This window comes from Devosia oryzisoli, from assembly GCF_014837245.1.
Classification (GTDB): Bacteria; Pseudomonadota; Alphaproteobacteria; order Rhizobiales; family Devosiaceae; genus Devosia; species Devosia oryzisoli.
In genome coordinates this window covers 175,953-200,816 of the sequence record NZ_JACYFU010000003.1, presented here as the reverse complement: position 1 = coordinate 200,816, position 24,864 = coordinate 175,953, and the positions used below count along the sequence as shown (strand labels likewise).

The 24,864-nt window shown below is 65.3% G+C and carries 27 protein-coding genes; 7 read left to right on the top strand and 20 right to left on the bottom strand.

What is annotated here, in order from left to right; all coding sequences use genetic code 11:
* Positions 1-105 precede the first annotated feature (105 nt).
* Positions 106-1,128, top strand: coding sequence for an LLM class flavin-dependent oxidoreductase (locus tag IC608_RS12465; protein WP_191775834.1), 1,023 nt, complete (start codon positions 106-108; stop codon positions 1,126-1,128).
* A 12-nt stretch (positions 1,129-1,140) separates the two neighbouring features.
* Here IC608_RS12465 and IC608_RS12460 read toward each other — a convergent pair whose 3' ends face one another.
* On the bottom strand, positions 1,141-1,671 hold the full coding sequence (locus IC608_RS12460; RefSeq protein ID WP_191775831.1) for a hypothetical protein: 531 nt from the start codon (positions 1,669-1,671) through the stop codon (positions 1,141-1,143).
* A gap of 321 nt (positions 1,672-1,992) precedes the next feature.
* On the opposite strand from IC608_RS12460, the gene IC608_RS12455 reads away from it, so the two are divergent.
* A complete protein-coding gene (locus IC608_RS12455; protein ID WP_191775828.1) occupies positions 1,993-4,686 on the top strand; it encodes a PBP1A family penicillin-binding protein in 2,694 nt (897 codons plus the stop codon).
* 68 nt (positions 4,687-4,754) lie between these two features.
* On the opposite strand, the gene IC608_RS12450 is transcribed toward IC608_RS12455, so the two are convergent.
* The 4 genes from IC608_RS12450 to IC608_RS12435 form a co-directional block, all read right to left on the bottom strand.
* The gene (locus tag IC608_RS12450) at positions 4,755-5,444 is read right to left on the bottom strand and encodes a L,D-transpeptidase (RefSeq protein WP_191775825.1); all 690 of its coding nucleotides are present in this window, start codon (positions 5,442-5,444) and stop codon (positions 4,755-4,757) included.
* Between the two features lie 59 nt (positions 5,445-5,503).
* On the bottom strand, positions 5,504-5,842 hold the full coding sequence (locus tag IC608_RS12445; protein WP_191775823.1) for a hypothetical protein: 339 nt from the start codon (positions 5,840-5,842) through the stop codon (positions 5,504-5,506).
* A gap of 51 nt (positions 5,843-5,893) precedes the next feature.
* A complete protein-coding gene (locus tag IC608_RS12440; protein WP_191775820.1) occupies positions 5,894-6,643 on the bottom strand; it encodes a M48 family metallopeptidase in 750 nt (249 codons plus the stop codon).
* A 124-nt stretch (positions 6,644-6,767) separates the two neighbouring features.
* Positions 6,768-7,241: a DUF2852 domain-containing protein gene (locus IC608_RS12435; protein WP_191775817.1), complete on the bottom strand. Its 474-nt coding sequence runs from the start codon at positions 7,239-7,241 to the stop codon at positions 6,768-6,770.
* A gap of 143 nt (positions 7,242-7,384) precedes the next feature.
* On the opposite strand from IC608_RS12435, the gene IC608_RS12430 reads away from it, so the two are divergent.
* Together IC608_RS12430 and IC608_RS12425 are read left to right on the top strand one after the other, a co-directional pair.
* A complete protein-coding gene (locus IC608_RS12430) occupies positions 7,385-8,704 on the top strand; it encodes an ActS/PrrB/RegB family redox-sensitive histidine kinase (protein ID WP_191775814.1) in 1,320 nt (439 codons plus the stop codon).
* 42 nt (positions 8,705-8,746) lie between these two features.
* Positions 8,747-9,298 carry an ActR/PrrA/RegA family redox response regulator transcription factor gene (locus tag IC608_RS12425; RefSeq protein WP_191775811.1) on the top strand — a complete coding sequence of 184 codons (552 nt, stop codon included), beginning with the start codon at positions 8,747-8,749 and terminating at the stop codon, positions 9,296-9,298.
* 7 nt (positions 9,299-9,305) lie between these two features.
* On the opposite strand, the gene IC608_RS12420 is transcribed toward IC608_RS12425, so the two are convergent.
* From IC608_RS12420 to IC608_RS12395, 6 genes are all read right to left on the bottom strand, one after another.
* Positions 9,306-9,659, bottom strand: coding sequence for a DUF1428 domain-containing protein (locus IC608_RS12420; RefSeq protein ID WP_191775808.1), 354 nt, complete (start codon positions 9,657-9,659; stop codon positions 9,306-9,308).
* Between the two features lie 96 nt (positions 9,660-9,755).
* Positions 9,756-10,910 carry an MFS transporter gene (locus tag IC608_RS12415; RefSeq protein WP_191775805.1) on the bottom strand — a complete coding sequence of 385 codons (1,155 nt, stop codon included), beginning with the start codon at positions 10,908-10,910 and terminating at the stop codon, positions 9,756-9,758.
* 49 nt (positions 10,911-10,959) lie between these two features.
* The gene (locus IC608_RS12410; protein ID WP_191775802.1) at positions 10,960-11,424 is read right to left on the bottom strand and encodes an MmcB family DNA repair protein; all 465 of its coding nucleotides are present in this window, start codon (positions 11,422-11,424) and stop codon (positions 10,960-10,962) included.
* Positions 11,417-12,604, bottom strand: coding sequence for an MFS transporter (locus tag IC608_RS12405; RefSeq protein ID WP_191775799.1), 1,188 nt, complete (start codon positions 12,602-12,604; stop codon positions 11,417-11,419). Before IC608_RS12405 ends, IC608_RS12410 begins: the two co-directional genes overlap by 8 nt.
* Complete coding sequence (locus IC608_RS12400) at positions 12,601-13,773, bottom strand: MFS transporter (protein ID WP_191775798.1); 1,173 nt, start codon at positions 13,771-13,773, stop codon at positions 12,601-12,603. Before IC608_RS12400 ends, IC608_RS12405 begins: the two co-directional genes overlap by 4 nt.
* A gap of 188 nt (positions 13,774-13,961) precedes the next feature.
* A complete protein-coding gene (locus tag IC608_RS12395; RefSeq protein WP_191775796.1) occupies positions 13,962-14,831 on the bottom strand; it encodes a LysR family transcriptional regulator in 870 nt (289 codons plus the stop codon).
* Positions 14,832-14,987: 156 nt separating this feature from the next.
* Between IC608_RS12395 and IC608_RS12390 the strand changes: the two genes are divergently transcribed.
* Entirely contained in the window at positions 14,988-15,140 is a 153-nt protein-coding gene (locus IC608_RS12390) for a YjiS-like domain-containing protein (protein ID WP_191775794.1), read from the top strand.
* A 58-nt stretch (positions 15,141-15,198) separates the two neighbouring features.
* Here IC608_RS12390 and IC608_RS12385 read toward each other — a convergent pair whose 3' ends face one another.
* A complete protein-coding gene (locus IC608_RS12385; protein ID WP_191775792.1) occupies positions 15,199-15,552 on the bottom strand; it encodes a septal ring lytic transglycosylase RlpA family protein in 354 nt (117 codons plus the stop codon).
* A gap of 463 nt (positions 15,553-16,015) precedes the next feature.
* Here IC608_RS12385 and IC608_RS12380 point away from each other — a divergent pair, with 463 nt between their 5' ends.
* Both IC608_RS12380 and preA read left to right on the top strand, forming a co-directional pair.
* Entirely contained in the window at positions 16,016-17,365 is a 1,350-nt protein-coding gene (locus IC608_RS12380) for an NAD(P)-dependent oxidoreductase (protein ID WP_191775790.1), read from the top strand.
* Positions 17,358-18,680: an NAD-dependent dihydropyrimidine dehydrogenase subunit PreA gene (preA, locus tag IC608_RS12375; protein WP_191775788.1), complete on the top strand. Its 1,323-nt coding sequence runs from the start codon at positions 17,358-17,360 to the stop codon at positions 18,678-18,680. Before IC608_RS12380 ends, preA begins: the two co-directional genes overlap by 8 nt.
* Positions 18,681-18,775: 95 nt before the next feature.
* Here the strand turns inward: preA and IC608_RS12370 are convergent, their stop codons facing one another.
* The 8 genes from IC608_RS12370 to IC608_RS12335 form a co-directional block, all read right to left on the bottom strand.
* Positions 18,776-19,411 (bottom strand): peroxiredoxin, encoded by a 636-nt coding sequence (locus IC608_RS12370; RefSeq protein WP_191775786.1) that lies wholly within the window; start codon positions 19,409-19,411, stop codon positions 18,776-18,778.
* A 161-nt stretch (positions 19,412-19,572) separates the two neighbouring features.
* Positions 19,573-20,097 carry a CreA family protein gene (locus IC608_RS12365; protein ID WP_191775785.1) on the bottom strand — a complete coding sequence of 175 codons (525 nt, stop codon included), beginning with the start codon at positions 20,095-20,097 and terminating at the stop codon, positions 19,573-19,575.
* Positions 20,098-20,155: 58 nt separating this feature from the next.
* Positions 20,156-20,959, bottom strand: coding sequence for an amino acid ABC transporter permease (locus IC608_RS12360; RefSeq protein ID WP_191775783.1), 804 nt, complete (start codon positions 20,957-20,959; stop codon positions 20,156-20,158).
* Positions 20,960-21,003: 44 nt separating this feature from the next.
* Positions 21,004-21,798 (bottom strand): transporter substrate-binding domain-containing protein, encoded by a 795-nt coding sequence (locus IC608_RS12355; RefSeq protein WP_191775781.1) that lies wholly within the window; start codon positions 21,796-21,798, stop codon positions 21,004-21,006.
* A 70-nt stretch (positions 21,799-21,868) separates the two neighbouring features.
* Entirely contained in the window at positions 21,869-22,195 is a 327-nt protein-coding gene (locus IC608_RS12350; RefSeq protein WP_191775779.1) for an Rdx family protein, read from the bottom strand.
* Positions 22,196-22,277: 82 nt separating this feature from the next.
* The gene (locus IC608_RS12345) at positions 22,278-22,910 is read right to left on the bottom strand and encodes a DUF1236 domain-containing protein (RefSeq protein WP_191775777.1); all 633 of its coding nucleotides are present in this window, start codon (positions 22,908-22,910) and stop codon (positions 22,278-22,280) included.
* Positions 22,911-23,075: 165 nt separating this feature from the next.
* Positions 23,076-23,555: a glutathione peroxidase gene (locus tag IC608_RS12340; RefSeq protein ID WP_191775775.1), complete on the bottom strand. Its 480-nt coding sequence runs from the start codon at positions 23,553-23,555 to the stop codon at positions 23,076-23,078.
* Positions 23,556-23,991: 436 nt separating this feature from the next.
* The gene (locus tag IC608_RS12335; RefSeq protein ID WP_191775773.1) at positions 23,992-24,456 is read right to left on the bottom strand and encodes a hypothetical protein; all 465 of its coding nucleotides are present in this window, start codon (positions 24,454-24,456) and stop codon (positions 23,992-23,994) included.
* Positions 24,457-24,864: the final 408 nt, after the last annotated feature.

Genomic DNA, 24,864 nt, shown 5'->3' with positions numbered 1-24,864 from the left:
CGCTCGCTCCCGGTTCGGCAAACGCCACAGCAGCGTCATGCGAAGCACCCCTGTGCAGACCCGCCAGGGATCACCACGTCAGGGACAGTGGAGACGAGGAATGTGATGAAAAAGATCGGCTTTCTGTCCTTTGGCCACTGGAGCCCTTCGCCGCAATCGGGCACCCGGTCGGCTGCCGATGCCCTGCTGCAGTCGATCGATCTGGCCGTTGCCGCCGAAGAGCTGGGGGCTGATGGGGCCTATTTCCGTGTGCACCACTTTGCGCGCCAGCTTGCCTCCCCCTTTCCGCTGCTGGCGGCCGTCGGAGCCAGGACCCGCAGGATCGAGATCGGCACGGCCGTCATCGACATGCGCTACGAGAATCCACTCTATATGGCCGAGGATGCCGGGGCCGCCGACCTGATTGCGGGCGGACGGCTGCAGTTGGGGATCAGCCGCGGCTCGCCCGAGCAGGTGATCGACGGCTGGCGCTATTTCGGCTTCGCGCCCGAAGAGGGCAAGACCGACGCTGACATGGCCCGCCAGCACGCCGAGGTGTTCCTCGAGGTGCTCAGGGGCGAGGGCTTTGCCCAGCCCAATCCGCGGCCCATGTTCCCCAACCCGCCTGGCCTGCTGCGGCTCGAGCCGCATTCGGAAGGCTTGCGCGAGCGCATCTGGTGGGGCTCGGCCACCAACGACACGGCCATCTGGGCGGCGCGGCTGGGCATGAACCTGCAATCCTCGACGCTGAAATTCGACGAGACCGGCAAACCGTTCCATATCCAGCAGGCTGAGCAGATCCGCGCCTTTCGGCAGGCCTGGAAGGCGGCGGGGCACGCCCATGAGCCGCGCGTGTCGGTGAGCCGCTCCATCTTTGCGCTCGTCAACGACATGGACCGCGCCTATTTCGGTACCGGACGGCCGGAGCAGGATCAGTTCGGCTATATCGAGCCCGAGGTGCGGGCGGTGTTCGGACGCGGCTACATGGCCGAACCGGACACGCTCGTCGAGCAATTGCGCACCGACGAAGCGATTGCCGAAGCCGATACGCTGCTGCTCACCGTGCCCAATCAGCTCGGCGTCGAGTATAATGCCCACGTCATCGAAGCCATCTTCACCCATGTGGCCCCGGCGCTCGGCTGGCGTTAGGGCCGGGCTCTGTCAGGGCAAGGCGTAGGGCGATGCCTGACAGCTATTGGCGCGCCAATAACCTCCGACATCGGTGAAGCGGCCGGTGGCGCGCTGCTCGATGGCGGCCGCGAACGCCATCGCCCGGCACTCGTCGGGACCTGCAACGGCGTGCACCACCTCATGCAGGATGGTCAGGGCCCGCAGCGCATCGCTGCCGTCGCGGTGGAAGCGGGGACAAACCGTCAGCGTGGCTGTGCCGTTTCGCGGCGGCAGGTCGACATAGGCGGCAAAGCGCGCGCAACCAGCGCTCTCGGATGCCGCATCGGTGATCCTCAGGTCGACGGCGTCACCCCAATGGGCCGACCTGAAACGGCGCAGCGTCAAGGCATCGCGGTAGGTGGCCGTGGCGACGCCGCTCATCTCGGCGCCGAGGCCCGGCAATGCCTTTTCGAAGAGAGCGATGGCGGCATCGAAGGCGCGCTCGGTGGTTGAGGTGGCGCTGGCGGAAAGGGGCATCACCACCATGAACAGCAGCAGTGCGACGATGAGGCGGCTCGGCATGAATTCTCCGGGAGCGGGGCGGCCAGCAGGTAACCCCTTCGGTATGGCGATGTCGAGACGAGCATGGGGAGTAGCGGTCGCCCAAAGCAGGGGCGAGTCCGGGCAGCGTTGTGGCAGGCTTGCATCAGCCGGCGAACGGTCGCATCCTACCCCTTAAACCGGCCACAATTGATGCGGAAAAGCGTCAACCAGCCGCGCCAGAGCGAGACCGCAGCGGGAGCACCGCGCACTCGACAGTTAACCTCTTGGTGACCATTGGTTCCCGGATGCACCGGAACCGGGTACAAGCGGCTTCACGACGTCCTGCGACAGGTTTACTTGATGGATTTCCGCATTTCGGCCGATGACCGCGTTGGCAACCAGCCCGCCAAGGGCGGCAAGGCCAAGGCCCGTTCGACCAGAAGCGAACGCGTCGAGCCTTCGCTCGGCCGTTCCGTTGGTGTTTTCGTCGACGACGAACGCTCGGGCGGCAATGGCGGCGGCGGACATGGCGGCAAGCCGCCCAAGAAGTCAGGCGGCGGCAAACCCCCTCGCCGCGGCAAGGCGAAGCTGAGCAAGCCCAAGAAGCGCCGCTCGCGCACGGGCGGGTTCCTGATGGGGCTTCTTTGGTGGGGCTTTGTGGGGTGCCTCTGGGCCGGCCTCGCCGTTATCGGCATCATCGTCTACTACGGTGCGCAACTGCCATCCTCGGACACCTGGGCCATTCCCGAGCGGCCCCCCAATATCCGCATTCTGGCCGCGGACGGCAGCCTGATTTCCAATCGCGGCCAGACCGGCGGCGAGGCCGTGACCTTCCGCGAACTGCCCTATTATGTGCCCGCGGCTTTCATCGCCTCGGAAGACCGGCGCTTCATGAGCCATTTCGGCGTCGATCCGATCGGCATTTTCTCGGTGGCCATCGAGATGATCGAAGCCCGGGGTGTAACGCGCGGCGCCTCCACCCTGACCCAGCAGGTGGCCAAGAACCTCTTTCTCACGCCCGATCAGACCCTGGGCCGCAAGGTGCAGGAAGCCATTCTCGCCATCTGGCTCGAGCAGAACTACACCAAGGAGCAAATCCTCGAGCTCTACATGAACCGGGTGTATTTCGGCTCCGGGGCCACCGGCATCGAGGCCGCAGCACAGACCTATTTCGGCGTTTCGGCGCGCAATCTTTCGCTTGGGCAGGCCGCCATGCTGGTGGGCCTTCTGCCCGCGCCGTCGGCCTACAACCCCAAGGCCAACCCGGACAAGGCGATCGAGCGGCAGCGCATCGTGCTCGGTCTCATGGCGCAGGAAGGCTACATCACCAAGGACGAGGCCGCCGCAGCGCAGATCGATCCGGATGAAACCGTGCGCACCCGCGTCGCCGGATCGGAATCCTATGTTGCCGACTGGGTCGAGAGCCTGATGACCGCCTATCTCGGTGAGATCAAGGACGACGTCGTGGTGCAGACCACCATCGACTACAAGCTGCAAAAGGACGCGGAGTTCATCGTCAAGGAGCATGTGGCCGAGGATGGACCCAAGCGCGGCTTTACCCAGGGCGCCCTTGTGGCCATGGATGTCGACGGCAAGGTGCGGGCCATGGTGGGTGGCGTCGATTACCAGAAGAGCCAGTACAATCGCGCCGTCACCGCCAAGCGGCAGTCGGGCTCGGCCTTCAAGCCCTTCGTCTACCTGGCGGCCATGGAAAAGGGCTATACGCCCGACACGCTCGCCGAGGACGCCAAGTTCGAGTACAACGGCTGGAGCCCGCGCAACGCCTCGGGCAAGTATGCGGGCACGGTGACCCTGCGCCAGGGTTTGGCCTATTCGCTCAACACCATCGCCGCGCGTCTTGCTATCGACGTGACACCGGAAAAGGTGGTCGAGGTGGCCATGCGTCTGGGCATTTCGTCGCCGCTGACGCCGGTGCCCTCGATTGCGCTGGGTACGCAGGAGATCAACCTTCTGGAACTGACCAGTGCCTATGCGCCGTTCGCCAATGGCGGTTACGGGGTCATTCCCAACGTCATCACCAAGATCACCGACAAGGACGGCAAGGTGCTCTACGAGGCGTCGGACGCCGGCCCCGGGCGCGTCATCGACCCAAAGGTGCTGGCCGAGATGAACGACATGCTCGAAACCGCCGTCGAGGTGGGAACGGGCAAGCGCGCCAACCTCAATGGCTGGGAGGTCGGGGGCAAGACCGGCACCAGCCAGGAATCGCGCGATGCGCTGTTCATAGGCTACACCTCGGCCATGGTGGCGGGCGTGTGGCTCGGCAACGACGACGATTCGGGCACCAGCCTCTCCGGCGGCAACGTGCCGGCGCAAATCTGGTCCGAATTCATGACCAAGGCCCTGGCCGGCAAGGAGCCGGCACCCATTCCCGGCGGCAGCTATGCCGGACAGCTGGTGGCGCAGCAGGTCGTCGACCCGACCACCGGGCAGCCGGTGATCGACCCCAATACGGGCCAGCCCATGGTGCAGTATGTCGACGGCGGGACGGGCGAGCCGGTGCAGACCACGACCGATCCGGCCACCGGACAGGTCGTGGCCATTGACCCAGCCACGGGGCAGCCGATCAATGGGCTGCAGCCGGTCCAGGCCCAGCCGGCCCCGCAACCTGAGGGGCAGGTCATCGACCCGGCAACGGGACAGCCGGCGATGCAATACGATCCGGCCACCGGCATGCCGGTAGGGCAGATCGTCGATGGCGGGCAGGTCGTGCAGTACGACCCCAATGGGCAGGCGCTCGATCCGGCTACGGGAGAGGCGCCGCAAGGTCAGCCGGTGGATGCCGGGCAGGCGCCGATCGATCCCGATACTGGTCTTCCGATGACGCTTGTCATCGACCCTGCAACGGGTCAGCAGGTGTGGGTGCCCAGTGCCCCCGCCAACCAGCCGCAACAGCCGCAGGCGGGCCAGCAGCAGATCATCGTGCCGCAGGACCAAATCGTTCCCCCTGCCGCGGTGGAGCAGCAGAACCAGCCGGTCTACCAGACCGAGCGGCAGCAGCGGACGCTGATGGACATGATCTTCGGCAACTAGAGACGCCACGAGCGGACAAACAAAAGCCCCGGTCTTGCGACCGGGGCTTTTTCTACACCTGGCCGAAGTCAGATGACGATGATCGGGGAGTTGTCCGGTACGCGCTCGTAGAGGTCGATGACGTCCTGGAACAGGAGGCGCACGCAGCCGCTCGACACGGCCCGGCCGATGGAATGGATGTCCATGTTGCCGTGCAGGCGATAAAGCGTGTCCTTGCCGTCCTGGAAGATGTAGAGCGCCCGTGCGCCAAGGGCGTTGTCGAGACCGGGCGGCTGGCCGTGGCGGTAGATCTCGAGCTCGGGCTGGCGCTCGATCATGTCCGCGGGCGGCGTCCAGGTGGGCCATTTGCGCTTGTAGGCGATGCGGGCCCTGCCGCTCCACTCGAAGCCTTGGCGGCCGATGCCGACGCCATAGCGCATGGCTCGGCCATTGGGCATCGTCCAGTAAAGGAAGCGATTGGCCGTATCGACCACGACGGTCCCTGAGCGCTCGCCGGTCGGGTTGGCAACCTCCTGCCGCCAGTAGACCGGGTCGAGCAGCCAGATGGGCGCGGCGGGAACCGGGAACTTCTCGTCCGGGCGTGGTCCGTACATGGCGAGAACGTGGGCGGGGACATCGGCCGGTCCGAGCGGACGCGGTTCAGTCGTGGCGACGGGGCGGCTCGTGGTGGTGCAGCCGGCAAGGGCAAGGGCGCCGAGACTGGCAAGGCTCGCCATGGCGGCGCGGCGCGACAGGCGCGCGTCGAGAACATAAGACATAAATGGTTTCCCTGGAGCCAGAGGCTCCGCTGAGCGAAGATAAAGGTGAGGGATATTGCTCAGGCCGCGCGCGGCGGCCGCAGGAGACTGGGTTTGGGCCCGTCCAGGGCCACCGCATCCACGGCACGTTCGAAGAACGGCCGCTCCTGCGCGGCAGGAAACTCGAACACCTCCACGGGAATGGCAAAATAGGGACCGCACGGCATGATGATGCCCGAACCCAGATCGATATTGCCCTTCTGCACGGTGACGATCACCGGCCGTGACACATTGGCGGCGTCCACGTGGTTGAGTACCACGATGGGCGTGCTCTCATAGCGATGCGCATGCGCCAGCGCCGGTCCGACAAGGGAGGCGAAGGCAAACAGAATCGCGATGAGCCCGATGATGCGCTGCATGACCCGGTCTTAGACCGGCAATTGCGGCGCAAGCCAGGCACAAAGATGCGATCAGGCTCCGGAGGCAGGCGGGTGCCAGCTCATCAGCACCCGACCGTGTGCTTTTAGCCACGCTCGGCCGCGGGCCATGTCAGGCAGGGTGCGCTCCACGGTGGCCCAGAACGCCGGCGAGTGATTCATTTCCACCAGATGCGCCACTTCGTGCGCCGCGACGTAGTCGAGCACGAAGGGCGGCGCCAGGACGAGGCGCCAGTTGTAGTTGATGGTGCCGGTCGATGAGCACGAGCCCCAACGGCTCGACTGGCTGCGCAGCCTCACCTGGCAAACGGTGACGCCCAGCCGGTCGGCATGCATTGCGCTTTGTCGCGTGAGGTCGGACAGCGCCTCAGCCTTGAGCCAGTCATAGAGCCGCCGCGGCAGGTGTTCGGGGGCACCGGGCACGATCAGCAATGGCCCCGCGGCATCTTCTTGAACCAGCACGCGCCCGCGCACCTGACCGCTGGCCACGATGCGGTGATCGAGACCCCGCAGCGGCACGACCTTGCCCTCGTCAAGCCGCTGGACCTGCGCCGCGCGGGGCAGGCGCGCCGCCAGCCAGTGCCGATGCCGGTGGAGGAACGCCTCCGCGTCTGCCCAGCGCGCTTTTTCCGGCAGGCTGAGCACCGGCCCGGTGGCCGGCAGCGACAGGCGAAAACTGCGCGCCCGCTTGCTGATGCGGACCGCCACGGCAATGGTTTGGCCGTCGATGTCGAGATGGGTGACGCTGGGGGGGGTCGCGCGCTGGCGCAGGAACGAAAGCATGAGAGGCCGTGGGAATCGCTTGGCAGGAGTCTAGCGCGTTTGCCGGTGGCACACGCAAAAAAAGGCGCTCCTTTTGGGAGCGCCAGTCGACTTCAGGAGGGAAGGGAAGGAGCGGACAGCGGCGTTAGCCGTTATTGCCCCAGTCCGGGGTCTGCGCGGGCGGGTTGGAGTCGCCATAACCCTGGCGGTTGCCGCGGCGTTCGCTCATGAAGCGGTCGAACTCCTCGCGGTCCTTGGCCTTGCGCAGATTGGCCATGTACTCGTGGAAAGCGTCGATCTCGGCGTCGAGCCGGGCGCGCTCTTCCTCAAGGCGCCGAAGCTGCTCTTCGCGATACTCATCGAAGGCGGCATTGCCCGAGGAACCAAAACCCTGACCAAAACCGTGGCGGCCGAAGCCTTGAGCCTGCTTGTTGTTGCGCACGAAGCTGCATCCCTTGTTCCAGTAACCCTGAGCCTTTTCGGCGGAGCCGCCGAACTTTTCGCCCCAGATGATGTAGCCGAGCACCGCAAGGCCCAGCGGCCAGAAAATGATGAAGCCCAGAACCATGAGGGCGATGGTCAGCGGGGACCATTGAGGCTTGATGATGGCTGTGTTCATGTCTTTCGTCTCCCAGTCACGATGTTCTGTACTTGGTCCGTGCGCGCACAGGATCAAGCATGTGCCCATCAAAAAAACGCGCTTGAAATGATGTTTTGCGGTACCTATGCGCCGTCTCCCCTGTGGCGCCTGAAGGAACAAGGATGAGTGACGTCACCGTTTCCGGCCTGCCTGCCCCCGGCGTATGGCGACCACTGCGCATGCAGACGTTGGTCGGACTGCGCTGGCTAGCCGTGGCTGGCCAGGCCATCAGCGTGCTTTTCGTCTATGGCGGGTTGGGCTTTCCCTTGCCGCTCTGGGCGTGCCTGGCGCTGATCGCGCTGTCGGCGGCCATCAACATCGCCCTGGCGCTGCGCCTGGGTGTCAACGGGCGGCTGTCGGCGCGCTCGGCCGCCCTGCAACTGGCCTTCGACCTCTGCCAGCTCGGTGGGCTGCTTGCCCTGACCGGCGGACTGCACAACCCGTTCGCGATTTTGCTGCTGGCGCCCGTTTCGGTTTCGGCGACCAGTCTCCCACGCAAGGAAGCTTTCGCCATCGCCATCCTTGCGGCCCTCGTGGCTTCGGCCCTCTCGGTCTGGCACCTGCCCTTGCCCTGGGACCCGGCGGAGACCATCAACTTCAACCGCATCTACGTCATCGGCATCTGGGTCTCGATCATCTGCGGCGTCGTCTTCATCGCGGCCTATACCAACCGCGTTGCCCATGACAGCCGGCAGATTGCCGATGCCCTGGCAGCGACCGAGCTGGCGCTCTCGCACAAGGAGCAGCTTTCTGCCCTTGATGGCCTTGCTGCAGCGGCGGCGCACGAGCTGGGCACGCCACTCTCGACCATCGCGCTCGCCGCCAAGGAAATGCGGGCGGAAGTCGAGAATGGCAGTCCGATGGCCGATGACGTCGAACTGATCATCGAGCAGGCCGCGCGTTGCCGGGCCATTCTCGCACGCCTGCGCAATCTCGGCGCCGATCCGGCCGACCCGTTCGCGGAGGCGCCGCTGACCGATATCCTTGCAGAAGTGTCGCGACCGCATGAGGCAAGGGGCAAGGCGATCCTCTTCTACACCGGGGAAGCATCGGGCCCTGCGCCAATCTTTCATCGCAGCGTCGGCCTGCTCTATGGGCTTGGCAATCTGATCGAGAACGCCACCGACTTTGCCCGTGGCACCGTTCGGGTCGACAGCACCTGGACCCAGACGCGCATCACCGTTGTCATTTCCGACGATGGCCCGGGCTTTGCGCCGGAGCTGATCGCCCGGCTGGGAGAGCCCTATCTCACCAGCCGCCCGCGCGATCCTGCCGGTGCCGACGCGCACCAGCCCGGTGGCCTCGGCCTGGGCATTTTCATCGCCAAGACGCTGCTGGAGCGCACCGGCGCCCGGCTGACATTCGACAATGCGAGTTCGGTTGGGCATGCGCGCGTGCGGATCACATGGCCGCGAGACGGGGAGCGCGAAACGATCCACTGAAGTCCTTTTGACGTATGGACAAACAAACCTTATCTAGAGCCCATGGACACGATCGAAGAGCTACTGGCTGCAGACCCCAGCCTCCTTCTGGTAGATGACGACGCCGCGTTCCTCAGTCGCCTCGAGCGCGCCATGGTCCGGCGCGGATTCGAAGTCCGCACCGCCGGCACCGTGGCGGCGGGATTGACGGCGGTGGATGAACGCGCGCCCGCCTATGCTGTGGTCGATTTGCGCCTCGAAGACGGCAATGGGCTGGACGTGGTCTCGGCCCTGCACCAGAAGCGCCCCGACGCGCGCGCCATTGTCCTCACCGGCTACGGCAATATCGCCACTGCCGTGACGGCGGTAAAACTTGGCGCCATGGATTATCTCTCCAAGCCGGCGGACGCGGACGACGTGATCAACGCGCTGCTGGCAACGGGCGAGGACAAGCCCGAGCCGCCGGAAAACCCGATGTCGGCCGACCGCGTGCGATGGGAACATATCCAGCGCGTCTATGAGCTGTGCGACCGCAACGTGTCCGAAACGGCACGCCGGCTCAACATGCACCGGCGCACCCTGCAGCGGATTTTGGCCAAGCGCGCCCCGCGCTAGCGGACAATCACTCCTCGGCGAACAGCGTCTCGAACCCGCCAAAGATCATGCGCTTACCGTCGAACGGCATGTCGCCGACGCTGGCCATCTCCGGGTCTTCCATCATTCGTTTCTGGATGGCCGCACGCGTCGCCTTGTCCGGATATTCGATCCAGGAGAAGACGATCACTTCGTCGTCCTTGGCCTGCGTCGCCCGGTAGAAATCGGTCACGGTGCCCTTGGGCACGTCGTCGCCCCAGTTTTCCACCACGCGCGTCGCGCCCCACTTGCGGAAAAGCTCCGCCGCCGCACGCGAATGGCGCAGATATTTCTCCTTGTTGGCCTTGGGGACCGCGGCGAGAAATCCATCGATATACGGCATCGTCGTCTCCTTCGTGCTTGCCTGCCGGCGCGCCGGAAGGTGCGCCTTGCCCTTGAGACGAGCGAGCATCCCCCGATGCGACATCGGCAGCAAGAATTATCGGGCGGCGGTTGACTGCTGCGGCTCGAGGCGCCCGGCCATGGTGAAGGTGAGGACCAGGAGCGGGATCAGCACGGCAAAGGCGATACGCACCCCAAGTCCCTGCGCGACGGCGCCGATCAGCCCCGGCGCGCCCAGATTGACCAGTTGGAACACGAGCGTGGTGGCTGCGACGTTCTGCGAGGCGGGGCGATCCCCCAGCCGCGCGGCGGCGGAAAGCATCAGCGGATAGAGCACGCAAATGCCGATGCCGACCAGAAGGAAGGCGAGGAGCGCGAGGTAGGCGTCGGGGGCAATCACGACCATCACCATACCCACCACGGCGAGCCCGGAAAGGGACCGAGCGACCCGCACGGGGCCGAAGCGCTCGATGAAGCGGTCTGCCACGAGGCGCCCCACGGCCATTGCCAGGAGCAGGGCCGGCAAGGCCAGCGACTCCACGAAGGCCGGAACCTCGAAGCTGTCGCGCAGATAGATGATCGACCAGGCGCGCGAGGCGCCTTCGGTCAGGCCGGCGCCCAGGCCGAAGGCCACAAGGCCGAGCGTCGCGAGCGTTGGCACGGCGAGCTTGCGTCCTTTAGTGCCCGCATGCGGACGGGACGGCGCGACGGGCATGCGAACGAGCACCGCAAAGAGAAGAATGCTCAGGATCGGCACCAGCGCCCAGAGGTGAACGGCAGGAGATACGCCGAGGCCGCGAACCGCGGCCCCGATCAGCGAGGTGAGGAGAAACCCGACGCTCCACGCCCCGTGGCAGGTGTTCATGACGCGAACGTCGCCGGCCGCCTCGATGCGGTCGGCCTCCACGTTGATGGCGATGTTGGTCAGGGAAAACCCGATGCCGTTGATCGCCAGTATGCAGAAAAACGCCAAGGGGTCGAGCCAGACGGTGGCCAGTGCCGCCGTCACCATGACCAGCGGCAGGAGCACCAGGACGACGCGGCGGGGACTGAAGCGCTCGATGATGGTGCTCGAAAAGAGGAACATCGAGAGGCCGCCCAGCGGTTGGCCCATCAGCACCAGCCCCAACTGCCCCTCGCTGAGGCCCATCTGCAGCTGGAGATCGGGGATGCGCGTATGGATGGCGCCGGCCGCCAGGGCGTGGGCGAAAAACAGGGCGATGATCCGCCAGTGGCGGGCGAAGAAGGGCATGGGCGGATCCGGTTGGATCAGGGCGGCGGGCGCCACGTGGAAAAAGCGATCAGCGGGGGCCGGGGTCCATCAGGCCATGAATGCGGTCGGCGCCCATTCGCGCCAGCTTCAGCATCAGCGCCTTTCGGCGTGCCGGTGCCAGCGGCGTCTCCGGACTGTCGCGCAGGATGGCGCCGTCATGCCCATCGGCCACGATCAGCCCTTCGCTCTGCGGGAAAATCTCCCCCTCGAGTTCCGGCGGCTTGGCGAAAAAGAACCTGTCCGAAAATTCCCGGTATTCGGGCCATTTGCGATCGACCTGGAAGTCGATGAGGCTGGACTTGATCTCGATGATCCAGATTTCGCCCTTCGGCCCCACCGCCAGCACGTCGGCCCGGCGGCCATTGGCCAGCGGCACCTCCGCGTAACAGGCCATGTCGTGTCGCTCGCGCAGCATGCGCATGACGCCGCGCTGAACCCGTAGCGCCGTCGCAGACTGGCGGAGGTCGACGATGGGCGGCAGGTCGTCAGCCATTGGGCGGCAGGGGTTCCGGCGGCAGGCCGAGCGGAACCTCGACCTTGCGCGTGCCCAAGGCAAAGCTCGATGCCCACAGGCCCGCCAGCAGCAGCGGCAGGCAGATGAGGTACGAATTGCGGATGCCCCAGTGCTCGGCAATGAACCCCAGGAGCGGCGGCGCGAGAAAGAACACGACGAAGCTCACCTGCCCCAGCGCCGCGACATTGACAGCCGACGGCCGGTCGGTGCGCTGCGCCGCGGCCGACACCGCCAGCGGGTAGACGGCGGAACAGCCGATGCCCATCAGCGCAAAGCCAAACAGCGCCACAGCGGGCGCGGGCGCGATGCCCACGAGCAGCGCACCGAGTGTCGCAAGGCTGAGGAGCGATACCGCCACCCGCCGCGGCCCGAAGCGGCCAACGACCGGGTCGGCGGAGAGGCGCATCGCGGCCATGAAGAAGGCAAAGAGCGTAAGGCCCATGCCGCCGACGAACGGCTCGACCGAGAAGATGTCGCGCATGTAGATCGCCGACCAGTCGATGCCCGCGCCCTCCACGAGGAAGGCCGCAAAACCGATGAGGCAGAGCGGCAGCAGGCCCCAGTTGGGAAACGCAATGACGTGTCCATCGGCATTGCTGGCCGCACCGCGGCGCGGCGCCGAGGTGGCGCCCCAGAGCATGAAGAGGCCGAACGCCACCCCGAAAATGGCAACGATCAGCAGGTGCCAGTTGGCCGGCAGGCCCGACTGCCGGATCATGGCGCCGAACAGGGCGGTGACGAAGAAGCCGACGCTCCAGAAGCCGTGCGCGCGGTTCATGAAACGCTTGCCGGTCTGTGCTTCGAGCCGGTCGATCTCGACATTGAGATTGATCTCCAGCGCCCCGGACAGGATGCCGGTGACAAAGAGGACGCAGAACACCAGCGGCGCGTTGGGGAGCCAGGGAATGCTTGAGATCAGGATGACCGGTCCAAGCGTCGTGACGAGAGCGGAGGTGCGAAAGCCGAGGCGGTCGATAAACCCCGCGCCGAAGGTCAGCGAAATCAGCGAACCGATGGACATGCCGATCATGGTCAGGCCCAGCTGGCCTTCGGTGACGCCAAGGTGGGTCTGGATGTCAGGCATGCGGGCCATCAGGGCGCCGGTGGTGACGGCGAACAGGAAAAAGCACGCATAGATGCGGAACTGAGGGGCGATCATGGGGTCACCACTGCCTTGACCGGGCGCGACCCGAGGGCGCCCGCCGTCATGAAGCCGAGAATGGCCAGCGGTACGCCGATGCCATAGGTCCAATGGATGCCGAAGTGCTCGGCAACATAGCCCAGGAGCGGCGGCCCAAGCAGGAATGAGACGAACGCGATCTGGGTCAGCGCCGCCACATTGACCGCAGCTGGCCGGTCGGTGCGCTGCGCCGCCGCCGACATGGAGAGCGGGAAGAGGGCGCTCGAGCCCACGCCGATCAGCACGAGCCCGAGATAGCCCACCCAGCTTGCCTGGGCCACGAACATCAGGGCGGCCCCGATGCCGAGGATGGTGACGAGAACCCGCGCCACCAGGACCGGGCTGTAGCGCTCGACAAACCCGTCGGCAAAGAAGCGCGCCACGGCCTGCGAGCCGGCAACGAGCGCCACCGCGAAGCCGGCCCAGAACGGCGTCGCGTCGAAGAGATTGCGCATGTATATGGCGGACCAGTCGATCCCGGCGCCTTCCATCATCATGGCGCCGATGCAGACGCTGATGAGGCTGAGGATAGGCAAGGTGGGCCGTGCGAAATGCGGCGTTGCCTCGGTGCTCGAGCCGGTGCGATGCGCGGCCGGCTCGAAGCGGCCGAGGACGACGAAGGTGCCCAGCGTCACCACCGGGATCATCAGCGCCAGGTGAGCCTGCGGGGGCAGCCCAGACTGGGCAATGAACGAGCCGACCATGCCGGCGGAGAAAAAGCCAAAGCTCCAGAAGGCGTGCGCGCGGCTCATGATGCGCCGACCGATGGCGTGCTCCACCCGGTCGGCCTCAAGATTGATGATGATCTCGATGCAGCCAATCGTCATGCCCACCGGAACCAGCAACAGGAAGAAGGCCAGCGGCCCCTGCGCCCAGACTGAAGCCGCGTAGAGAGCCGAGAGCAAGGGAATGGCGCCCAAGAGGGTGCGGCGATAACCGATGCGCTCGATGATAGGGGGCGCAAAGGTGAGCGAAATCAGCGTGCCGATCGCAGCGCCGATCAGGGACAGCCCCAAGGCGCCTTCCCCCACACCCATGGCGGCCTGGATGGCCGGTAGGCGCGGATAGAGGCTCCCCATGCAGAAGGAATAAACAAAGAAGGCCCCGAAGACCTTGATCTGGGGCGGCAAATCGAGGCCGAATCGCATGGGAGGACACTGCTGGAAAAGATCAATCGGACCGCACGCTATGCCATTTCCTCCACCAGGGGAACGGTCTCACAAAGCGGCCAAACCTATTCTTGCAACGTTTGCATTCGGGTCACACTGCCACAGGGGGCACCCTATCACCCCGCAAACAGTCGTCGCTTCGCCGGACCGGCGCAGCTAACGCCCCCCTAGCGAGCTTTCCCTTCGCCGCGAAACAGCCGGCTGTGCTCGTGCATGAGGGTGGCGATCCGTTCGGTGACGGTGCGGACGGCCGGGACGTGGCGTTCCTCGTGATGGCAGACCAGCCAATGGTCGGTCTCGAGCTCCGGGATGGGCGGCGCCATGCGGGCGAGGCGCGGGTCGCTGTCGCCCACAAAGCACGGAAAGACCGAGATGCCCGCCCCCGCGGCCACCAGTTCAAGCACACCCAGGGCGTCGTTGCCGCGTATGGCGATGCGGTCGGCATGGTGCGCTTGCAGCCAGCGAGCCGAATGAGTCTGGTAGCCGCCGCTGGCCGTGCCGACGAAGTAGCCGGCGGAAACACCGTGCACCAACTCCGGACGGGCATAGAGGCCGTAAGCGACGCGCCCCATGGATCGACCTGCCAGCCACTGCTCGCTGGGGCGCTGGTTGCGGATGCCGATATCGGCATTGCGCCGGCCGATGTCGACCTTTTCATTGGCCGTGACAAACTCGATCCCGAAGGGGTCCGATGGACTCCAGAGCCGTCCGATATGGCGGGCAAGGAAGGCCGACGTCCACGGCCCCGCGGAAACCCGTACGACGCGCTGAGCCGCAGCACCCTCAGCCCAGCGCTTGACGGCGACCATCGCCGTCTCGACCTCCTCGGCGCGAACCAGCAGGTCCTCGCCGGCCGGGGTCAGCCGATAGCCTTTCTGGCTGCGCAGGAAGAGCGGCTGGCCGAGTTGCTGCTCCACGGCCGCGACCCGCCGGCCGAGCGTGGCCGGAGAAAGACCAGTTGCGGTCGCCGCTGCGCTGAGGCCACCCAGCCGCGCCACCTGGAGAAAGAGCTTCAGGTCGTTCCAGGAAGGATCCATTTTTCACATGTGAAAAGAACGTTTCGCTCTTGTCTGTAGCTGAAGCGCCGAGCTTTGGCCACTCTTTCTGGTGTGAGCGGGCCCGATACGGGCGCTGGTCGTGCTGAAGTTTTTCAAACTTGCAACGGCCCTCGCACATGACAGAGGAGCGCAACGATGCTTTCAAATCTGACCAAACGATTCCGCACCTGGCGGCTCCGGCACGACACTGCGCGCCGGTTGCGGGCACTGGACAACCGCCTGCTGGCGGACATCGGCGCCGAGCGTGAGGCGATAGATGATTTCGTCCGCGACCGCGTCGGCACGTGAGCCCAAAACGAGAAAGGCCGCCCTCGCAGGCGGCCTTTTTGTTCGAGAGCGCGCAGGCCTACATCTGAGCGAGGCAGACGGACGTGGTGCCGCGGTTGCGGAAGCCCAGCTTGGTCGCCGCAGCCTTGGACAGGTCGATGATGCGCCCGCCGTGGTAGGGGCCGCGGTCGTTGATGGTGACCTCGACTTCCTTGCCGGTCCGCTGGTCAACGACTTTCACCTTGGTGCCGAAAGGAAGCGACTTGTGAGCCGCCGTCATGGCGTTCTCGTTGAAGATTTCTCCCGACGCGGCCGTCTTGCCGTTAAAGCCGGGGCCATACCAGGAGGCGCCACCACATTGGGCGAACGCAGAAGTCGAGAAGAGGGCGAGGACTGCTGCGCATGAGGCGACGCGGACGGCTTTGTTGATCAATGGTCTAGCTCACTCAAGTTATCGATGAGGGCTGACTAGATTGTGGCAAAGGCCGAAATGTGAGGGAAAATGCGGGGAAATGGGGCGCGAGTCCCATTGTGGCACATCCGCCACACGCCGATGGCAGGACTTTACTAACCGAGCGGCTTAACCAAAAAGGTCCAGGAGAACTAGAATCCTCCTGCTGGGTCGATTCATCCGAATCATGCGCTCAACTGGTCAATGAGGCGCAATGGCTTTCCTCGTGTGTTTTGTCTGCAACGGTTGCATCACGACTCCGACAAGCCTCTCAAAAACCGGGGTTCCAAGAACAATGGCAGCAACTTTGCGCCATGCGGCGGCGACAAATGGGGGCAAATGTGGCCATCGGAAGGGTTCCACTGGCTCATAATTTGACCAATTGATAAAAAATAGGAGCTGCGCTAGCGTTTCGATGAGGGGAAACGCAGCAAGGGGAGTCACGATGGCTCAAGGTGTTCTGAAACAGGGCATCGCGCCCGGACGTCTCGATCCGGCCGCACTGGCCGCGAACTTTTCCGACCTGCACCCGCCGCTCGACCGCCACGAAGCCCATGTGGAGGCGGACCGGTGCTACTTCTGCTACGACGCGCCGTGCATGAATGCGTGTCCCACCAGCATCGACATCCCCCTCTTCATTCGCCAGATCGCCACCGATAATCCGGTCGGCGCGGCCGAAACGATCTTCGAACAGAATATCCTGGGCGGCATGTGCGCCCGCGTCTGTCCCACCGAGCAGCTGTGCGAAGAGGCCTGCGTGCGGGAGGAGGCTGAAGGCAAGCCCGTCAAGATCGGCATGCTGCAGCGCTATGCTACCGACATCGCCATGGAGGGGCACTACCAGTTCTTCGAGCGGGCCGCCCCAACGGGCAAGACGATCGCGGTGGTGGGTGCGGGCCCGGCCGGTCTGGCGGCTGCGCACCGGCTGGCAACGAAGGGGCATGACGTCGTCATGTTCGATGCCCGGCCCAAGGCAGGCGGCCTCAACGAATACGGCATTGCCGCCTACAAGGCGACCGACGACTTTGCGCAGGCCGAGGTCGATTATGTGACGGCCATCGGCGGCATCGACATCCGCCACGGGCAGGCGCTGGGGCGCGACCTGTCGCTCGACACGCTGCAGGCCGAGTACGACGCAGTGTTTCTCGGGTTGGGCCTTGGCGGCGTCAACGCCCTCAGGGCCGAAAACGAGATGGCCAGCGGTGTCGACAACGCCGTCGATTTCATTGCCGGACTGCGTCAGGCCAGTGACCTCGCCAGCCTGCCGATCGGGCGTCGCGTGGTCGTCATCGGCGGCGGCATGACCGCGATCGATGCGGCCGTGCAGTCCCGCCTGCTGGGGGCCGAAGAGGTGACGATGGTCTACCGGCGCGGCAAGGAGCAGATGAGTGCGTCGCTGTTCGAGCAGGATTTGGCGGCGGCCAAGGGGGTCACCATTCGCCACTGGATGGCGCCCAAACGCGTGTTGACCGACGGCGATCGGGTGACCGGCATCGAGCTCGCCTACACGACCCTGGTCGATGGAAATCTCGCCGAGACCGGAGAGACGGCAGTTTTGGCGTGTGACCAGGTGTTCAAGGCCATCGGCCAGACGCTCGCCACCGATGGCGGCGCGCTCGAGCTGGCGGGTGGCAAGATTGCGGTCGATGGGGAAGGGCGGACCTCGCTGCGCGGCGTCTGGGCCGGTGGCGACTGCGCCACGGGCGGCGACGACCTGACGGTGACGGCCGTCGCCGAAGGCCGCGATGCGGCCGAGAGCATTCATCGGTTCCTCATGGGAGGCGGCAATGGCTGACCTGCGCAACACTTTCGTCGGCATCAAATCCCCCAACCCGTTCTGGCTCGCCTCGGCGCCGCCGACCGACAAGCAGTACAATGTCGAGCGGGCCTTCAAGGCCGGCTGGGGTGGGGTGGTCTGGAAGACGCTGGGCGAGGAAGGCCCGCCGGTCGTCAACGTCAATGGCCCGCGCTACGGCGCCATCTGGGGCGCCGACCGGCGGCTCCTCGGCCTCAACAATATCGAGCTCATCACCGACCGGCCGCTGCAGATCAACCTGCAGGAGATGAAGGCGGTCAAGATGAACTGGCCAGACCGCGCCCTCATCGCCTCCATCATGGTGCCGTGCGAGGAAGATGCCTGGAAGGCTATATTGCCGCTGGTGGAAGAGACCGGCGCCGATGGCATCGAGCTCAATTTCGGCTGCCCGCATGGCATGAGCGAGCGCGGCATGGGCGCCGCCGTCGGGCAGGTGCCCGAATATGTCGAAATGGTCGTGCGCTGGTGCAAGCAATATACGCGCATGCCGGTGATCACCAAGCTCACGCCCAACGTGACCGACGTCCGCAAGCCCGCTCGGGCCGCCAAGCACGGCGGTACCGATGCCGTGAGCCTGATCAACACCATCAACTCCATCGTCTCGGTCGACCTGGACACGTTTGCGCCGGTGCCGACGGTGGGTGGCAAGGGGACGCATGGTGGCTATTGCGGCCCGGCCGTCAAACCCATCGCCCTCCACATGGTCGCCGAAATCGCCCGCGACCCGGAGACCTCCGGGCTCCCCATCTCGGGGATCGGGGGCATCACCACCTGGCGCGACGCCGCCGAATTTCTGGCCCTGGGTGCGGGCAACGTCCAGGTCTGTACCGCCGCCATGACCTATGGCTTCAAGATCGTCGAGGAGATGATCTCGGGCCTCTCCAACTGGATGGACGAAAAGGGGCACCGCACGCTGGACGACATCACCGGACGCGCGGTGCGCAACGTCACCGACTGGCAGTTCCTCAACCTTGAGTACATCAGCAAGGCGAGGATCAACCAGGAACTCTGCATCAAGTGTGGCCGCTGCCACATCGCCTGCGAGGATACGTCCCACCAGGCGATCACCAAGGAAAAGAACGGCGTCCGCTACTTCGAGGTCATGGACGACGAGTGCGTCGGGTGCAATCTGTGCGTCAACGTGTGCCCCGTGGACGACTGCATCACCATGGAAGCCCTGCCCATCGGCACTGTCGATGAACGGACCGGGCGCGTGGTGACCGGTCAGTATGCGAACTGGACGACACATCCGAACAATCCCATGCGCAAGGGTGCGGTGGAACCGGCAGAATAGAAGGTCTTCGCCCACCCGAGGAAAAGAAGGGGCGATGGCCTCGGCCACCGCCCTTCAAGTTGGTCAGGGAGAAGTCTTGGGCACGCGGGGAGGGGTCATCCCTGCGGCTGGGGAACAATGCGAAGGTAGGGCTTCAGTTCCTTCCAGCCCCCGGGGTACTTCGCCTTGGCGGCCTCGTTGGAGACGGCCGGGACGATGATGACGTCCTCGCCCTGCTTCCAGTTGACCGGCGTTGCGACCTGGTGCTTGGCGGTGAGCTGCAGGCTGTCGATGACGCGCAGCACCTCATCGAAGTTGCGGCCGGTGGACGCCGGGTATTCGATCTTGAGCTTGACCTTCTTGTCCGGCCCGATGACGAAGAGCGAGCGCACGGTCAGCGTGTTGTCGGCGTTCGGGTGGATCATGTCGTACTTGCGGGCGACTTCGCCCTCGCTGTCGGCCAGCAACGGGAAATTCAGCGCCGTGCCCTGGGTCTCTTCGATGTCCTTGGCCCAGCCCTCATGGTCTTCGATCTTGTCGACCGAAAGGCCCAGCACCTTGACGCCGCGCTTGGCGAATTCGTCCTTGAGCTTGGCGGTGTAGCCCAGCTCGGTGGTGCAGACGGGGGTGTAGTTCTTGGGGTGGCTGAACAGCACCGCCCAGGAGCCGTCGATGTAATCGTGGAAATGAATGGTGCCCTCGGTGGATTGGAGGGTGAAGTCGGGCGCGATGTCGCCGATCAGTATCGCCATGTCGTTTTCCTCTGCCCGCGATGCGGGTCTGCTAAATGCCTGTGCACGAGAATATCGTGCGCACAAGCCTCACATGAATGGCCGGGTGCGGAACGCTTTTGCCTTGTTGGTCGATAGCGAGGCAACCCGTTCTGCCTGTTGTTCGTGCTGTGGCGCAATGCCTACTGCACCATGACCGACTGGCTCTCGCCCGACGTCCTTGGGGCGCCGTTTGTCCAGTGCACGTTGAGCCCGTTGAGGGGCACGACGGACAAGCTCATCTTGCCCGATCCCTGCTGCACCTCCCGGGCGTGCGCCAGATAGATCAGGGCGTTGTTGGCCTGGTCGTAGATGCGGGTGACGCGCAGCGACTTCCAGATCAGCGACCGGGCCTGCTTGAAGATTTCCTCGCCGCCCGGGCGGGTGGAAATGTCGCCCACCGTGACCGGGCCGACAGCGGAACAGTCGAGAGCGGAATAGGACGGATCCTCGAACCAGTTGCCCTGGCTGACCCGATCGATGAAGGAGCGATTGAAGAAAGCGAGGTGACAGACGACGCCCTCGACATCGGGGTCGGCCACCGCTTCGATGGAGATATCGTTTCCGGTCCAGTCGACGCCGACGCTGCCCACCTCGTCGCGGTTGCCGCAGGCGGCGAGGGAAACGGCGGCGAGAGCAACGACGCCCAGGCGGGCAAATACGTTCATGGGGACCTCCGGTTGTTCGGCACGAGATTTGGTGTCCTGGCGGACGGTCTGCAAGGGTTCAGCGACGATCGCCCACCGCCATGTGGCGCTCCAGCCAGCGCACGAGCAGCGAGAGCGAAATGGTCATGGTGAGATAGAGGAACGCCACGACGTTATAGGTCTCGAAGAACTTGAATGTTCCGGAGGAATAGACTTTTCCCAGCTGGGTGATGTCCTGCACGCCGAGCGCCGAAACCAGCGCCGAATCCTTGATCATCGCGACGAAGTCATTGCCCAGTGGCGGCAGGATGGTGCGCAGCGCCTGGGGAAAGACGATGTGGCGGAAGCACGCCCAGCGCCCGAGGCCCAGCGACCGTGCCGCCTCGATCTGCCCGACCGGAACGGCCTCAATGCCGGCCCGGAAAATCTCGGCGATGAAGGCCGAATAGGCAACCGTCAGAGCCAGGATGGCGCGCCAGGCGAAATCGAACTGGCGGATCGTGACACTGGCTCCGGTGGGACCGAGTGCCCAGTTGACCGCCCCCACCAGGGCAGGCGCCCCGACGAACGCGACGTAGAACAGCAGCACCAGCACGGGAATGCCGCGCACGATCTCGACATAGAAGGTGGCGATTTCGACCAGAACCCGATTGCCGGACGTGCGGGCCAGCGCCACGAGCATGCCGAGGGCAGTCGCCAGGGTGAAGGCCACGGCGGTGACCCAGAGGGTGGTCGCGACGCCGCCCGAGAGCGCGGCGAAGATCGTGGCATAGCCCGCGTTGGCCGTCATCGCCCAGAAGCCGAGCACGAAGAGCAGCACGATGGCGAGAAGCCACCACGGCATGCGGGAAAGGAGCGTGGGGCGCTGTGGACGATGAACCATGAACACTCAGGAAGGCCAGCCTGCCCCGCCCCGCTCGCCGGTCTCTACTGGGCCGCGTTGTAGTCGTAGAACCACTTCTGCTTTAGCGCGTCCATGGTGCCATCGGCCATGATGGCCGCCAGGGCCGCATTGACCGGTTCGACGAGATCGGAACCCGGGGTGAAGATGAAGCCGAAATCCTCCGAGCCCAGCGCCTCGCCGATCACCTTGAAGGCCCCGGGATTGGCGCCGATATAGCCGTTGGCCGAGGTCTGGTCCATCAGCACCGTATCGACGTCGCCCGCCTGCAGGGCCTGCACGGAGGCGCCGAAGGTGTCGAAGAGCTTGATGCGCGGATTGGCCTCATCGCCATCGAGCACGTTGTAGACGGCGACGTAGAAATTGGTGGTGCCGGCCTGGGCGCCCACTAGAAACTCGTCGTTGGCCGCAAAGCTCGCCGCATCGGTAAAGCGGTCTTCGTTGGCGCGCACCAGCATGAACTGTTCGCTGGTGAGGTAGGGGGCGGAGAAATCGACCATCTGCTTGCGCTCGTCATTGATGGTGATGCCGTCCATGCCGACATCGAACTGACCATCGCGCACCGCCTGGATCATCACGTCCCAGCTCGCGAGCTGCCACTCGACCTTGGCGTTGAGGCGCTTGCCGATCTCGTTGAAGAGATCGTATTCGAGGCCCACCCCCTCACCGGTCTTGGGATCGGTGAAATTGAGCGGGACATAGGCATTCTCCGTCACCGCAACGATCGTGCGCCCGCCCAGATCGGGCAGGTCCTGAGCCTGAACCGCGGCGCCGCTGCTCAGGAGCGCGAGGGTGGCAAGGATGATCTTGAGCGAGTGCATGAGGCGACGGTCTCCGGAAAACCTGCGATTGCCGGCGACATTAGCCGTAGAGGGGATGCTCGGGAAGCACCTATTCCGGGTTGCTGCCTGCTCCCGCCTTTGCGGCCGAGACCCCGTCCACATGGCCCAGGCTGCGCTCCGGATCGAGCCGGTCCCGCACCATCTGCTTGAGCACCCGCACATCCGGAAAGCCCCCATCGCGCTTGCGCTCCCAGATCAGCGCGTCGTCATAGCGGATCTCGAAGATACCGCCTGTGCCGGGGATGAGGACAAGTTGGCCCAATTCGAGCGAGAAGGTGGAGAGCAGCTCCTGCGCCATCCACGCCGAGCGCAGCAGCCAGTTGCACTGGGTGCAGTAGGTGATGGTGATGCGGGGCTTTGGCGCTTGCTCAGTCATGCGGGAAGGGTAAGCGAGCCGAAGCGCAAAGCAAAGCCGCCCGGCACGAAACCGGGCGGCTGGGGCGGAGACGGTCCGCTGCTTACTTGATCCAGACGATGGTCCGGCTGCCGGCATCGACGAGCGCCGGGCGATCGTTGATGTAGACGTAATCGTAGTAGGCGTTGTCCGGCACAGGCGTCAGCTCGACATCGTCGGGCAGCACATAGCCGACGACTACGTCACCCTCGACGCTGGCCGAGGTGGTGGGGTTGGCGATGGCATAGTCGGCCGAGGCCTGGCTCACGACATAGCCGGGCGACTGCACCAGGGTCCGGTCGCTCATGTTGACGATCCAGACGCGGCCATTGGCGTAGACGTAGCCATAGTCCGGGTCGCCCTCGACAGGGTAGATCTTGACGCTCTTGGGCAGGGCCATGCCGACGTCGACCGAGCCGTCGATGACGATCGGATCGACCGGATGGTTGCCGGCATATTCGACCGTGGAGCTGGCGACGCCCGCTTCGGCGCCGATCACGGCACCGGCAAAGCCGCCGATCACGGCACCGATGGGGCCGCCGGCGAGGAAGCCAAGCGTCGCGCCACCGGCTGCGCCACCTGCACCGCCAATGGCGGCGCCGGCATCGGCATTCACGGTGCCGCTATCCTGGGCGAAAGCGGGAGCGGCAAGGCCAAGCGAAAGCACGGCCACGGAGGCCATAAGCATCTTTTTCATGGGGAAAGTCCTTTTGTCGGTTCGGCGGGATTCTCGCGTCCCGCGCTGCCAAGGGAACACCGGCGAAACGCCGATGCGGTTGGTAGCCCCTTGCCAACCGAACGGCGCTCCGGCCCGAACGTTCCCTGCTAGCTGCTTCACATCGTGCAGCCTGTTGCCCGCGTGCTACAGCAGCTTTTCGATCGCCGGCGCCATCTCCTCGGGCTCGGTGGTGGGGGCGAAGCGCTCGACCACATGGCCCTGCCGGTCGATGAGGAACTTCGTGAAATTCCACTTGATCGCCTCGCTGCCCAAGAGCCCCGGCGCCGACGCCTTGAGCCACTGGTAGAGCGGGTGGGCCGTGTCGCCATTGACGTCGATGCGCGCAAAGATCGGGAAGGTGACGTCATAGGTGGTCGAGCAGAAATCGGCGATTTCTGCCGCCGTGCCCGGCTCCTGGCCGGCGAACTGGTTGCACGGAAAGCCGAGGATGACGAAGCCCTTGTCCCGGTGCTGCCGGTAGAGCGCCTCGAGCCCGCGATATTGCGGCGTCAGCCCGCACTTGCTCGCCACGTTGACGATGAGGAGCACCTTTCCGTCATAGGCCGCAAGCGGCTGGTCGGTGCCGTCGAGCAGCGGCAGGGTGAAATCGGACAGACGGGTCATCTTGGACACTCGCGGCATGAGGAGGGATCAGCCTCCCCATTACGCGCGAGCTGCCCCTTGGGTTCATTCAGCGGCGCTGCGCCGCTGATTTCGCGACGCGCCGAAGCGCCGGACGGCGCCGCACGCCTCCGGACACAGGGAAAGATGACGGGCCCCGAGGCGGTTTTCGCCTCTGGATGGGTTGTGTAGGAGACGAAAACCGCCTCGGGGCATCGGGATTTTGCGCCGCCGGACTTCAGGCCGGGGGGTGGTAGAAGAGACCCCCGACACTTCCTTGCGGCCCGGGCGGGGTCACGACACCCCACCCCCCGATCGTCGCTGCGCCAGTGGCCGTGCACGCCGTCTCTGCGCAAGCGATGCCGCTCATGATAGCGCAGGCAAGACGCGCGGGGACAAGCAGCAGAGTTCTGCCCGAGGCAAGCGCCCGGGCGCGGTCTCACACCCTGGCCTTGGTGATGGCGTTGATGCGCGCCTCGAGCTTGCGCCGCAGCTCCGACGCCTCGGCGGGGGTGTAGCTGTGGTCCTCGCCCGTCACCTCCGGCCGCAGCCGCCGCACCGGCACCGGGCCCGATTTCATGCGCCAGGCCCGGCATTTGAGGCGCGGCTCCCACCCGGCATGGCGGTTTTCAAAGGCATCGAGCTCGGCCAGCGCCTGCCCCAGTTGCACCGCCAGCCCCGCCCAGTCGGGCGCGGCCACCGCCAGCCGCTCGCCCGAAACGCGAAACGGCGTGCAATCGCTGAGCAGCCCCTCCGCCACCACCCGCACCGCCTCGGAAATTTTTCCCTCCGGCCGCCGGCCGGCGAGGCCCGTCACCGCCTTGTGCAGCGCCGTCATCCGCAGCCAGAGCGCCTCATGCCGCTCGGCCCTGGCATAGGTGGTGGTGGAAAGAGGAATGGGCATCGGGGTCTCCTGTCGAAAGTGGGACAGGAGAGGGTACGCGCGGGGGGTGGGGCGGGGATTATTTGGCGGTCAGCGACGCGGTTGGCATGGTTCCCGCCAGGACCCGTCTCGGCCTTGGCATGACCAAAGCAGGTCCCGCTCCCTGCCGTCACCCTCGGGCTGGCACCGGGGCGTTATCGTTCGCCGCCATCTCGGCACCGCCACGCGGCGCGAAAGAACAGGGAAAGGTCGACTTCGCCCGTGTACGGACGCGTTGATCGAGCAGCGTGCTCCGGCTGGCGGGCTGGTCGGAGGACTTGCTTGAGGAGAGAGCCCTCGCGTCAAGCCCGCGGGTGACGAGCGGTGGGGGTGGAAACACATAGTCCAAGACCTGGGTGGCGGTCACCGACCCCAGGACTGTCGTCCGCC